At 72.7% G+C, this 13,068-nt stretch carries 9 protein-coding genes; 8 read left to right on the top strand and 1 reads right to left on the bottom strand.

The features are described from left to right. Nucleotides 1–26 precede the first annotated feature (26 nt). Nucleotides 27–809, top strand: coding sequence for an adenosylcobinamide-GDP ribazoletransferase (locus B9W62_RS28095; protein WP_087809766.1), 783 nt, complete (start codon nt 27–29; stop codon nt 807–809). Between the two features lie 9 nt (nt 810–818). Here B9W62_RS28095 and B9W62_RS28090 read toward each other — a convergent pair whose 3' ends face one another. Beyond that, on the bottom strand, nt 819–1,607 hold the full coding sequence (locus B9W62_RS28090) for an endo alpha-1,4 polygalactosaminidase (protein WP_087809765.1): 789 nt from the start codon (nt 1,605–1,607) through the stop codon (nt 819–821). Nucleotides 1,608–1,859: 252 nt separating this feature from the next. On the opposite strand from B9W62_RS28090, the gene B9W62_RS28085 reads away from it, so the two are divergent. The 7 genes from B9W62_RS28085 (at nt 1,860) to B9W62_RS28055 (ending at nt 13,054) form a co-directional block, all read left to right on the top strand. Further along, a complete protein-coding gene (locus B9W62_RS28085; protein WP_087809764.1) occupies nt 1,860–3,398 on the top strand; it encodes a leucyl aminopeptidase in 1,539 nt (512 codons plus the stop codon). Between the two features lie 455 nt (nt 3,399–3,853). After that, entirely contained in the window at nt 3,854–5,242 is a 1,389-nt protein-coding gene (gene lpdA, locus B9W62_RS28080) for a dihydrolipoyl dehydrogenase (RefSeq protein WP_179235711.1), read from the top strand. 62 nt (nt 5,243–5,304) lie between these two features. Beyond that, complete coding sequence (gene sucB / locus B9W62_RS28075) at nt 5,305–7,092, top strand: 2-oxoglutarate dehydrogenase, E2 component, dihydrolipoamide succinyltransferase (protein WP_087809763.1); 1,788 nt, start codon at nt 5,305–5,307, stop codon at nt 7,090–7,092. Nucleotides 7,093–7,348: 256 nt separating this feature from the next. Then, a complete protein-coding gene (locus B9W62_RS28070; RefSeq protein ID WP_003976633.1) occupies nt 7,349–7,972 on the top strand; it encodes a GntR family transcriptional regulator in 624 nt (207 codons plus the stop codon). Nucleotides 7,973–8,356: 384 nt separating this feature from the next. After that, nucleotides 8,357–11,062 carry a pyruvate dehydrogenase (acetyl-transferring), homodimeric type gene (aceE, locus tag B9W62_RS28065; protein ID WP_087809762.1) on the top strand — a complete coding sequence of 902 codons (2,706 nt, stop codon included), beginning with the start codon at nt 8,357–8,359 and terminating at the stop codon, nt 11,060–11,062. 68 nt (nt 11,063–11,130) lie between these two features. Then, a complete protein-coding gene (locus tag B9W62_RS28060; RefSeq protein ID WP_087809761.1) occupies nt 11,131–12,114 on the top strand; it encodes a helix-turn-helix transcriptional regulator in 984 nt (327 codons plus the stop codon). Nucleotides 12,115–12,532: 418 nt separating this feature from the next. Beyond that, nucleotides 12,533–13,054: a DUF4240 domain-containing protein gene (locus tag B9W62_RS28055; RefSeq protein WP_087809760.1), complete on the top strand. Its 522-nt coding sequence runs from the start codon at nt 12,533–12,535 to the stop codon at nt 13,052–13,054. The last annotated feature ends 14 nt before the right edge of the window (nt 13,055–13,068 follow it).

Here is a 13,068-nt window from a genome sequence, read left to right as displayed (position 1 = left end):
CGCCGACCGCCGGGTAGTCTGCGCCGGTGCTCAGGACCCCCTCCCCCGACGGCCTCCGCTTCGCCTTCGGCACCCTCACCGTGCTCCCGGTCAAGGTCACCCGCTGGGACCGGCCCGCCGCGCGCGGCGGCATGCTGTGGGCGCCGCTGGCCGGACTGACCGTGGGCGTCCTCGCCGCGGGCACCGGGCTCCTGCTGCTCGCGCTGGGCGCCGGGCCCCTGCTGGCGGCGGTCGCCACGGCCGCCGTCCCCGCCGTCCTCACGCGCGGACTGCACCTGGACGGGCTGGCCGACACCGCCGACGGACTGGGCAGCGGCAAGCCCGCCGAGGACGCCCTGCGGATCATGAAGCAGTCGGACATCGGACCGTTCGGCGTGCTCACCCTGCTGTTCACGCTGCTGGCCCAGGTGGCCGCGCTCGCCCAGGCCTACGACGGCTCGTGGACCCGGGGAGCGCTCGCCGCCGTGGTGTCGGCCACGGCCGCCCGGCTGGCGCTCACCACGGCGGCCCGGGCCGGGGTGCCCGCCGCCCGCCCGGAGGGACTGGGCGCGGCGGTCGCCGGGGTGGTCCCGGCCGGCGCGGCGCTGGCCGCCGCGGCGCTCGTCACCCTGGCCGGCGCCGCGGCGGGCGCGTACCTGGGCCCGTACGACGCACTGCGCACGGCGCTCGCCGTGGCGTGCGCGGTCGCCGCCGCCGAACTCCTGCTGCGGCACTGCGTCCGCCGCTTCGGCGGCGTCACGGGCGACGTGTTCGGCGGCGTCGCGGAGACGGCGGCGACCACCGCCCTCGTGGTCCTCGCCCTCGGCTGAGGCACGGGCTCAGCAGGCCTCCCGCCACGCATCCAGTTCGTACTTCTTCAGCATCGAACTGAGCCGCAGCTCACGGGAGTCGGCGCAGAAGCGTTCCGTCGGCAGCTCGTACTCGACGTGGAAGACCGCCTTGTCGGCGTCGACGAACGGCTGGTTGTCGGCGCACTCGCCGTACTGGGCGCACTGCTCGTTGACGGCGAAGTCGAAGTCGTCGACCAGGTCCGGTATCTGGTCCAGGTCGTTCTTCAGTCCGACGGCCATCCCGCGGTCGTGGGCGAGCTTCGCGATCAACCGGTTGTAGCGGAGCTGGTCGTCGCCGGTGAGCGGGAAGCCGGTCTCGTTCTTGTAGCCGTCCATGTTGTCCGGCTCGACCGCGTCGAAGCCCTTCTCGCGGCACATGTCGAGACGCTCGGCCATCAGCGGCTCCAGGACATCCGTCGCGCGGATGTCCAGCCACCGCTCGCCCTCCCAGCCGTTGCCCTTGCCGAGCACGGCCGCCGGGAACTTGTCGGCGTCCGGCCGGAAGTCCTCCCAGGCGCCGGTGGAGACGTAGCAGATGACCTTGCGTCCGTCGTCGTGCAGTTCGGCGACCGTCGCCCGGTCGTGGTCGAAGCCGTCGATGTCGTAGACGGGTACGTCGACGGAGGTGTCGAGCTTGCCGCTGAGCTGCCACTGCCAGGCGGTGCCGGGCGTCGGCCGCCAGTGGCCGGCGGCCGGCCCGCCGTCGTCGCCGGGGGCCGACGTGCAGCCCGCGAGCAGCGGCAGGAGGAGGGCTGTCGACAGGACCGGGCGTCTCACGGGAAGTGCTCCAGAGGGCGGGAGGGGGAGGGCGGCGTGCCCCCGGAATGATCTCCCATGGTCCCTCCCGCGGGGAAACCGCGGCCCCGCGGGAGGGGGTGCGGCCGGGCGCGAGCGTAGGCTCGTGCCGAGTGTTCGCCTGCCCAGGCGAGGACCGCATCGCAGGAGGGATCTAGGGTCGGATGTCGGGCCCGGTCGACCCACCCGCATTCGGCCACACCAGACTTCATACGGAAGCGAGATTTCACCACCGTGACTGCTCTCACTCTCTCCACCTCCGCGGCGCCCGGCCTCCGGGCCGACGCGATCGTGATCGGTGTCGCCAAGGGCGCCGGCGGCCCGTCCGTCGCCCCGGGCGCCGAGGCCGTGGACAAGGCGTACGACGGCCGGCTCGCCGGCGTCCTGGAGACCCTCGGTGCCTCGGGCGCCGAGGGCGAGGTGACGAAGCTGCCCGCGCCGGCCGGCTTCAAGGCGCCCGTCGTGGTGGCGGTGGGCCTCGGTGCCGAGCCCGAGAAGGACGCCGGATTCGACGCCGAGGCGCTGCGCCGGGCCGCCGGTGCGGCCGCCCGCGCCCTGGCCGGCGCCAAGAAGGCCGCGTTCGCCCTGCCGCTCGCCGAGGCCGCCGACGCCGGGGTCGTCGCCGAGGGCGTGCTGCTCGGCGCGTACTCCTTCGACGCGTACAAGGAGTCCGCCAAGGACGCCAAGGGCGCCCGGGCGAAGGGCAACGGCAAGGCCCCGCTGGCGGAGGCCGCGCTGCTCGGCGGCAAGCCCCGCGACAAGGCGTACAAGGCGGCGGTCGAGCGTGCCGCGGCCGTCGCCGAGGAGCTGAACCGCGCCCGCGACCTGGTCAACACCCCGCCGAACGACCTGAACCCGGAGGCGTTCGCGGCGGTCGCGCAGACCGCGGCCAAGGAGCACGGCATCAAGGTGCAGGTGCTCGACGAGAAGGCGCTGACCAAGGGCGGCTACGGCGGCATCCTGGGCGTCGGCGCCGGTTCGGCGTCGGGTCCGCGGCTGGTGAAGCTGTCGTACACCTCGCCCAAGGCGAAGAAGTCCCTGGCCTTCGTCGGCAAGGGCATCACCTACGACTCGGGCGGCATCTCGCTGAAGCCGGCCGGGCACAACGAGACGATGAAGTGCGACATGGCCGGTGCCGCCGCCGTGTTCGCCGCGGTGGTCGCCGCCGCGCGGCTCGGCCTGGAGGTCAACGTGACCGGCTGGCTGGCGCTGGCCGAGAACATGCCGTCGGGCTCCGCGACGCGCCCGGGTGACGTGCTGCGCATGTACAGCGGCAAGACGGTGGAGGTGCTCAACACCGACGCGGAGGGCCGGCTCGTGCTCGCCGACGCGCTGTGGGCGGCCTCGCAGGACAAGCCGGACGCGATCATCGACGTGGCGACGCTGACCGGCGCGATGATGCTGGCGCTGGGCAGCCGGACGTACGGCGTGATGGCGAACGACGACGCGTTCCGCACCGCGGTGTACGAGGCGGCGGAGGAGGTCGGCGAGCCGGCGTGGCCGATGCCGCTGCCGGAGCACCTGCGCAAGGGCATGGACTCGCCGACCGCGGACATCGCGAACATGGGCGAGCGGATGGGCGGCGGTCTGGTGGCCGGTCTGTTCCTGCGGGAGTTCGTGGGCGAGGGCATCACCTGGGCGCACCTGGACATCGCGGGTCCGGCCTTCAACGAGGGCGGGCCGTTCGGGTACACGCCGAAGGGCGGCACGGGGACGGCGGTGCGGACGCTGGTGCGGGTTGCCGAGCTGGCGGCCGCGGGTGAGCTGGGCTAAGGGCGCCTGAGGGGTACGGGGTGCGGGTGACTGCGCGGCTGCGGGCCCGTCGTGGCTCGTCGCGCAGTTCCCCGCGCCCCTTGGTTGGCCGTCCTGGCGTCGGCCAAGAAGAACTCGCACGCGGTCGCGCCCACGCGGCGGAGCCGCAGAGCGACACAGCCCCGCGCACCTTGGTCGGCGGTCCTCGCGTCGGCCGGGGAGAACCGGACGCCGGTGGGGCCGCGGGGCGGGAGACCGTCACAGTTCGGGCGGGGAGCCGGTCGTAGTGTGGGGGACGAGCTCGAACGTGGGGTGTCTCACACCCCGGCCCCACGTCTCGTTCGCCTCTCACAAGTGCGAAGATGGAGCCCGGCAGGACAGGGCCCACCCAAGGGCCGAGAACAATGAGCGGCCGGACACCAGCCGCCGACCGGTCACTGGAGACCGGCGTGGCGCACATGCATGGAGGACGTGACGTGGCGAACGACGCCAGCACCGTTTTCGACCTAGTGATCCTCGGCGGTGGCAGCGGTGGTTACGCCGCGGCCCTGCGCGGGGCGCAGCTGGGCCTGGACGTCGCCCTGATCGAGAAGAACAAGCTTGGCGGCACCTGCCTGCACAACGGCTGTATTCCCACCAAGGCCCTGCTCCACGCGGGCGAGGTCGCCGACCAGTCCCGCGAGAGCGAGCAGTTCGGCGTCAAGACGTCCTTCGAGGGCGTCGACATGGCCGGTGTGCACAAGTACAAGGATGAGGTGATCGCCGGCCTGTACAAGGGGCTGCAAGGTCTGGTCGCCTCCCGCAAGATCACCTACATCGAGGGTGCGGGCCGGCTCTCGTCCCCCACCTCCGTCGATGTCAACGGTCAGCGCGTCGAGGGCCGCCACATCCTGCTCGCGACCGGCTCCGTGCCGAAGACGCTCCCGGGCCTGGAGATCGACGGCAACCGGATCATCTCCTCGGACCACGCCCTCACGCTGGACCGCGTGCCGAAGTCCGCGATCGTGCTGGGCGGCGGCGTCATCGGCGTCGAGTTCGCCTCCGCGTGGAAGTCCTTCGGTTCCGAGGTCACGGTCATCGAGGGCCTCAAGCACCTCGTCCCGGTCGAGGACGAGAACAGCTCCAAGCTCCTGGAGCGCGCCTTCCGCAAGCGGGGCATCAAGTTCAACCTGGGCACCTTCTTCCAGAAGGCCGAGTACACCCAGGACGGCGTCAAGGTCACCCTCGCCGACGGCAAGGAGTTCGAGGCCGAGGTCCTGCTCGTCGCCATCGGCCGCGGCCCGGTCTCCCAGGGCCTGGGCTACGAGGAGAACGGCGTCGCGATGGACCGCGGCTTCGTCCTCGTCGACGAGTACATGCGGACCAACGTCCCGACCATCTCCGCCGTCGGTGACCTCGTTCCCACCCTCCAGCTCGCGCACGTCGGCTTCGCCGAGGGCATCCTGGTGGCGGAGCGGCTCGCCGGCCTGAAGACCGTGCCGGTCGACTACGACGGCGTGCCGCGGGTGACGTACTGCCACCCGGAGGTCGCCTCCGTCGGTCTCACCGAGGCCAAGGCCAAGGAGGTCTACGGCGCGGACAAGGTCGTCTCGATCAAGTTCCCGCTGGGCGGCAACGGCAAGAGCCGCATCCTGAAGACCGCCGGCGAGATCAAGCTGGTCCAGGTCAAGGACGGTGCCGTGGTCGGCGTCCACATGGTCGGCGACCGCATGGGCGAGCAGGTCGGCGAGGCGCAGCTGATCTACAACTGGGAGGCGCTGCCGGCCGAGGTGGCCCAGCTCATCCACGCCCACCCGACGCAGAACGAGGCGCTCGGCGAGGCCCACCTGGCGCTGGCCGGCAAGCCGCTCCACATGCACGACTGACCGCTTCGGTCTTCGGGCGCGACGACACAGACTTCCGCAATTCGTAAGGAGCAACCGAAACCATGGCGGTTTCCGTAACCCTTCCGGCGCTCGGCGAGAGCGTCACCGAGGGCACCGTCACCCGCTGGCTGAAGGCCGAGGGTGAGCGCGTCGAGGCCGACGAGCCGTTGCTCGAGGTCTCGACCGACAAGGTCGACACCGAGATCCCGGCCCCCGCCTCGGGCGTGCTGTCCTCCATCAAGGTCGCCGAGGACGAGACCGTCGAGGTCGGCGCCGAGCTGGCGCTGATCGACGACGGCAGCGGCGCCCCCGCCGCCGCTCCGGCCCCGCAGGCCGAGCAGGTGGCCGAGCCGGCCCCCGAGCCCGCCCCGGCCGCCCCCTCCACCGAGCAGGCCGCCCCGGCGCCTGCCCCCACGGCCGAGGCCGCTGCCGGCGGCTCCGCCGAGGGCACGGACGTGGTCCTGCCCGCGCTCGGCGAGTCCGTCACCGAGGGCACCGTCACCCGCTGGCTGAAGTCGGTCGGTGACAGCGTCGAGGAGGACGAGCCGCTGCTCGAGGTCTCGACCGACAAGGTCGACACCGAGATCCCGGCCCCCGCCTCCGGCACCCTGCTGGAGATCGTGGTCGGCGAGGACGAGACGGCCGAGGTCGGCGCCAAGCTCGCCGTCATCGGTGCGGCGGGTGCCGCTCCGGCGGCTGCCCCGGCGGCCCCCGCCGCCCCGGCCAAGCCCGCACCCACCCCGGCTCCCGCGGCCCCGCAGGCTCCGGCGGCCCCGGCTCCCGCGCAGGCCGCTCCGGCTCCGGCCGCCCCGGCTCCCGCCCCGCAGGCTCCGGCGGCTCCGGCCCCGCAGCCCGCCGCCCCGGCGCCCGCGCCGGCCCCGGCCGCCGCTCCGGCAGCCCCGGCCGCCGCCCAGCCGGTGGACGACGGCGCCTACGTCACCCCGCTGGTGCGCAAGCTCGCCGCCGAGAACGGCGTCGACCTGTCCACCGTCAAGGGCACCGGCGTCGGTGGCCGTATCCGCAAGCAGGACGTCGTCGCCGCCGCCGAGGCCGCGAAGGCCGCCCCGGCTCCGGCCGCCGCCCCTGCCGCGCCCGCCGCGAGGAAGGCCCCCGTCCTGGAGGCCTCCCCGCTGCGTGGCCAGACCGTCAAGATGCCGCGCATCCGCAAGGTCATCGGCGACAACATGGTCAAGGCGCTGCACGAGCAGGCCCAGCTGTCGTCGGTCGTCGAGGTCGACGTCACGCGTCTGATGAAGCTGCGCGCCCGTGCCAAGGACGCGTTCGCGGCGCGTGAGGGCGTCAAGCTCTCCCCGATGCCGTTCTTCGTCAAGGCCGCGGCCCAGGCCCTCAAGGCCCACGCCCCGGTCAACGCCAAGATCAACGAGGCCGAGGGGACCATCACCTACTTCGACACCGAGAACATCGGTATCGCGGTGGACTCCGAGAAGGGCCTGATGACCCCGGTCATCAAGAACGCCGGTGACCTGAACCTGGCCGGCATCGCCAAGGCGACCGCCGACCTGGCGGGCAAGGTGCGGGCCAGCAAGATCAGCCCGGACGAGCTGGCGGGCGCGACCTTCACCATCAGCAACACCGGTTCGCGCGGCGCGCTGTTCGACACGATCATCGTGCCGCCGGGCCAGGTCGCCATCCTCGGCATCGGTGCCACGGTCAAGCGTCCGGCCGTCATCGAGACGGAGGACGGCCCGGTCATCGGCGTCCGCGACATGACGTACCTGACCCTGTCCTACGACCACCGTCTGGTGGACGGCGCCGACGCCGCCCGCTACCTGACGGCGGTCAAGGCGATCCTGGAGGCGGGCGAGTTCGAGGTCGAGCTCGGCCTGTAGTCCCCCGCGCCCCTGGGCCTGTACGGTGCCCCCGCCCGGAGCTTTCCGGGCGGGGGCACCGCCGTGTCCGGGGCCGGCGCGGCGCCGTTCCCGGGGCGGAGGCATCACCGCGTTCCGGACGGGGCACGCTGTGTAAGTCTCGTCTCACCTGCGTCAAAGCGCCCCCGTGCGCCCTTCCCGCCCGCCGCGACGGCCGTATTGTCTAAGCGTCAGTCGCCCCCGGGGTCCGAAGGGGACCCTCCCCGAAGGAGCTCTCATGACCGCGCCCGTCGTCCACTCGCTGCGCGAACAGATCCGCGAGCACATCCTGGAAGGGATCATCAGCGGACGCTGGCAGCCGGGCGAGCGGATCGTCGAGCGGCGGATCGCGACCGAGCTGGAGGTCAGCCAGACGCCGGTGCGCGAGGCGCTGCGGGAGCTGGAGTCGCTGCGGCTGATCGAGTCGGCGCCGAACAAGGGCGTGCGGGTGCGCAACCTGACCGCCGCCGACCTGGAGGAGAGCTACCCCGTCCGGGCCGGCCTGGAGGCGATCGCGGCGGAGCTGGCGGCGGACCGGCTCGCCCTGGACTGCTCGGCCCTGGAGCCGCACGTCGCCGCGCTGTACGAGGCCGACCGGGTCTCCGACGGCACGGGCCAGGTGCGGCACACGGTGGGGTTCCACCGGGAGCTGGTGCGGGCGGCGGGCAACTCGGTGCTGCTGCACACGTGGGAGGGGCTGGGGATCGAGGTGTTCACGGCGCTGTCGATACGGTGGCTGGGGACGGTGCAGCAGTCGTACGCGGAGGAGCACGAGGAGCTGGTCGCGGCCTTCCGCCGCCGGGACCCCCGCATCCCGGAGATCGTGAAGTCCCACGTCCTGGGCTGCGCGCCCCGCCCCTGACGCATCCCTTCGCCCCCGCCGCCCCTGCGCAGTTCCCCGCGCCCCTGAGGAACGGCTGGGCCGTTCCTCAGGGGCGCGGGGAACTGCGTGCTCAACCACGACGCACCCGCAGCCGCCACACCACGCAACCACCCGAGCCGCACCGCGCTCACCTGCACAAACCGCCACCTTCAAGGTCACCCCGTGCCACCGCCGGAGGCACCCCGTGCCGACTTTCTCGTGATCAAGAGTTTTTGCCCCTCAACCCTTTGATCGATCATCGATCAGGGAGTTACAGTCGCTTTCGGACTCCCACCGGAGCCCAGCCCTGTCCTGCCAAAGACCTAGGGCACCCCCGAACCCTTGCCGATGAGGGAACCCCCTTCGACTGAGGAAGGCGGCGACATGACGACCGACCCCAAAGCCATCCAGCCGAGCGAGCTCGACCAGCTCCCGGACCGCGACCCCGAGGAGACCGCCGAGTGGCAGGCCTCCCTGGACGCCGTCACCCAGGCGGCCGGGCCGCACCGTGCCGCGTACCTGATGCGCCGCACCCTGGAGCGCGCCGAGGGCGCGGGCCTGGCGCTGCCGAAGCTGCTGGAGACCGACTACGTCAACTCCATCCCGACCTCCGCCGAGCCGGCCATCCCCGGTGACGAGGCCATGGAGACCCGGATCACCGCGTGGAACCGGTGGAACGCGGCGGCGATGGTTTCCCGCGGCAGCAAGCACGGCGTGGGCGGCCACATCGCCACCTTCGCCTCCGCGGCCTGGCTGTACGAGACGGGCTTCAACCACTTCTTCCACGGCAAGGAGGGTGACGGCTCCGGCGACCAGCTCTACATCCAGGGCCACGCCTCCCCCGGCATCTACGCCCGCGCCTTCCTCGACGGCCGGCTGAACGAGCAGCACCTGGACAACTTCCGCCAGGAGGCGGGCGGCGCCGGTCTGCCCTCGTACCCGCACCCGCGGCGGCTGCCCTGGCTGTGGGAGTTCCCGACGGTGTCGATGGGCCTCGGCCCGCTCTCCGCCATCTACCAGGCGCGCTTCAACCGCTACCTGACCAACCGCGGCATCAAGGACGTCTCGTCCTCGCACGTGTGGGCCTTCCTCGGCGACGGCGAGATGGACGAGCCGGAATCGACGGCCGCCATCGCGCTGGCCGCCCGCGAGGGTCTGGACAACCTGACCTTCGTCATCAACTGCAACCTGCAACGCCTGGACGGCCCGGTCCGCGCCAACTTCAAGATCGTGCAGGAGCTGGAGGCCCAGTTCCGCGGCGCCGGCTGGAACGTCGTCAAGACACTGTGGGGCACCGACTGGGACGAGCTGTTCGCCCTGGACCACACGGGCGCACTGGTACGGCGGCTGCGCGAGGTACCGGACGCGCAGATCCAGACCTACCAGACGCGTGACGCCGCCTACATCCGCGACCACTTCTTCGGCCCCGACCCGGAGCTGCGGGAGATGGCCAAGCTGCTGAGCGACGCCAAGATCGAGAACTGCTTCCAGTTCTCCCGCGGTGGCCACGAGCCCCGCAAGGTCTACGCCGCGTACAAGGCCGCCCTGGAGCACAAGGGTGGCCCGACGGTGATCCTGGCCCAGACGGTCAAGGGCCACACCCTCGGCAGTGGTTTCGCCTCCAAGAACGCCAACCACCAGATGAAGAAGCTGACGGTGGACCAGTTCAAGGAGATGCGCGACCTGCTGGACCTGCCGATCTCGGACGAGATGTTCGTCGACGGCCAGGTCCCCTACGGCCACCCGGGCGCCGACTCTCCCGAGGTCCGCTACCTCCAGGAGCAGCGCGCGGCCCTCGGCGGTCCCGCCCCGGCCCGCCGGACGCACGCGCTGCCGGCCCTGCCCGTTCCGGCCGACAAGGCGTTCACCGCCTTCGACAAGGGCTCCGGCAAGCAGAGCCTCGCCACCACCATGGCCTTCGTTCGCCTGGTCAAGGACCTGGTCCGCGACAAGGAGACGGGTCGGCGCTGGGTGCCGATCGTCCCCGACGAGGCGCGCACCTTCGGCATGGAGTCGCTGTTCCCGTCGCTGGGCATCTACTCGCCGAAGGGCCAGACGTACGAGCCGGTCGACCGCGACCAGCTCATGTACTACAAGGAGGCCAAGGACGGCCAGATCCTCAACGAGGGGATCACCGAGGCCGGTTCGATGGCCGACTTCATCGCCGCTTCGACGTCGTACGCGACGCACGGCGAGGCGATGATCCCGTTCTACATCTTCTACTCGATGTTCGGCTGGCAGCGCACGGGCGACCAGATGTGGCAGCTCGGCGACCAGCTCGGCCGCGGCTTCCTGCTCGGCGCCACGGCGGGCCGGACGACGCTGACGGGTGAGGGCCTGCAGCACGCCGACGGCCACTCCCCGGTGCTCGCCGCGACCAACCCGGCGGCGCTGACGTACGACCCGGCGTTCGCGTACGAGATCGCGGTCATCGTCAAGGAGGGCCTGCGCCGTATGTACGGCGAGGCGGCCGAGGGCGAGGACCAGAACGTCTTCTACTACCTCACGGTGTACAACGAGCCGCTGCCGCAGCCGGCGAAGCCCGGTGCCCCGGGCGTCGACGAGGGCATCCTCAAGGGCCTGTACCGCTTCAACACGGCCGAGTCCGAGGGTCTGGGCATCCCGGCCAACGCGCCGCGGATCCAGCTCCTCGGCTCCGGCACGGCGATCCACTGGACGCTCAAGGCGCAGCGGCTGCTCGCCGAGGAGTGGGGCGTGGCCGCCGACGTGTGGTCCGCGACCTCCTGGACGGAGCTGCGCCGGGACGCCATGGACGCCGACGCGGCGCTGCTGCGCGGCGAGGAGCGGGTGCCATACGTCCGCCAGGCGCTCCAGGGCGCCGAGGGCCCGGTCCTCGCGGTCTCCGACTACATGCGTCAGGTCCCGGACCAGATCGCGCAGTGGGTCGAGCAGGACTACTCGTCGCTCGGTGCCGACGGCTTCGGCCTGTCGGACACCCGCGACGCCGCCCGCCGCCACTTCGGCGTGGACGCCGAGTCCATCGTGGTCGCGGCCCTGGCCCAGCTCGCCCGGCGCGGCGAGGTCAAGGCGACGGCCGTGAAGGAGGCGCGCGAGCGCTACGGCCTGTAGAGCCGAGTCACGAACGGAAGGCCCCCGCCGCCGCGGGGGCCTTCCGCGTCCTCCTGCATCATGTGGGGATGCGTGCTGCCCGCCTCATCAAGATGGTGCTGCTCCTCCAGTCCCGCCCGACGATGACCGCCGCCGAGCTGGCCCGGGAGCTGGAGGTGTCGGAGCGGACCGTGACGCGGGACGCGCAGGCGCTGTCGGAGGCGGGCGTGCCGGTGTACGCGGAGCGCGGCCGGGCCGGCGGTTACCGCCTGGTGGGCGGCTACCGCACCCGTCTGACCGGGCTCGCCCGGGGTGAGGCGGAGGCGCTGTTCCTGTCCGGGGTCCCCGGGGCGCTGCGCGAGATGGGCCTGGAGGACGCGGCCTCCGCGGCCCGCCTGAAGGTGTCGGCGGCCCTGCTCCCGTCCCTGCGGGACGCCTCCCGTACGGCGGCCCAGCGGTTCCACCTGGACGCGCCGAACTGGTTCCGGGAGCCCGAGACGCCCGAGCTGCTGCCCGCGGTGGCGGACGCGGTCTGGGACGACCGGCGCGTCGCCGCGCGCTACCGGCGCGGAACGGAGGAGGTCGTCCGGGACCTGGAGCCGTACGGCCTCGTTCTGAAGGCCGGGGTCTGGTACGTGTGCGCGCGAGTCACGGGGCCGGCCGGCGACGGCCCCTTCCGCGTGTACCGCATCGACCGCTTCACGGCGGTGGAGGCGGGCGAGGAACGTTTCACGCGGGACGACGACTTCGACCTGCCCGCGTTCTGGGCGGAGCGGGCCGAGCAGTTCGCGCGGTCGATCCTGCGGGCCGAGGTCGTGGTGCGGCTCTCGGAGCGGGGCGTGCGCACGTTGCCGTACGCGGTCGACGCGCCGACGGCCCGGGAGGCGCTGGCGGCCGCGGGCGCGCCGGACAAGGACGGCCGGCTGACGGTGACGCTGCCGGTGGAGTCGGAGGACGTCGCGCACACGCAGCTCAGGGCGCTCGGGCCGGAGGTGGAGGTGCTGGCGCCGGCGTCGCTGCGGGGGCGCTTCGCGCGGGATGCGGGGCGGTTGGCGGAGCTGTACGGGGACTGAGCGCCGGTTTGTGGCGACCCGGGGTGGGTGTGGGCGCGGGGGTGGGTCGCGTGGCCCGGCGCTGCCGGGGTGCCGCCGCGCCCACCCGTGCCGCCTGGGGGTACCTCCCAGGCCGTTCAGGCACTGGGGGAGGCACGACTGCCCGCGGCTACGGCGAGCCGCAGCCGCGTGCGGCGGGAAGGGGTCGTGTCGGGGGGTGTTCGCCCGCAGCGGTTGGCGCGTCAACGCCGGAAAGATCTGTGGCCAACCGATTCCGCGCCGTTCCGAGGACGAACACCCCCCGGCGCGGCCCCGACCCACAACCGCACGCACCGCGCACCCCCACCGAACCCGCACAGGCGCCGCAGGCACCCCGCAGATAACGATCCGCCGCACTCCACGTGCGCCGCCCCCGCCCAGGACCGATGCTGGACCCGTGATGGACGAGACGGAGTTCTGGGAGCTGATCGACGCCGCCCGGCAGCGCGCCGACGGCGACCCCGAGGACCAGGCCGACCTGCTCGTGGAGCGGCTCCTCGACATGGACCCGGACCTGGTGCTCGACTTCGCCCGCCACTTCGAGGCCCGCTACAACCGCGCCTGCACCTGGGACGTGTGGGGCGCCGCGTGGATCCTGCTCGGCGGGGCCAGCGACGACGCCTTCGACTACTTCCGCTGCTGGCTGATCGGCCAGGGCCGCGAGGTGTACGAGGGCGCGGTGCACGAACCCGACTCGCTCGCCGAGCTGCTGGACGCCTTCGACGAGGAGCTGGACGGCGACGGCGAGGAGCTGGGCTACGCGGCCGACGAGGCCTACGAGCAGCTCACCGGCACCGTCGCCCCCGACCTGGGCATCGCGCCCGCGCCCGCCGAACCGCTGGGCACCCCGATCGACCTGGAGGACGACCGCGCCCTCGCCGAACGCCTGCCCCGCCTGTGGACGAGGTTCGGACCGGAGTGACGCGCCCAGCCCGC

Source organism: Streptomyces sp. CS113, from assembly GCF_002188365.1.
Taxonomy (GTDB): domain Bacteria; phylum Actinomycetota; class Actinomycetes; order Streptomycetales; family Streptomycetaceae; genus Streptomyces; species Streptomyces tendae.
The sequence above is the reverse complement of the archived record's forward strand: the minus strand, read 5'-3'. Positions and strand labels throughout refer to the sequence as shown.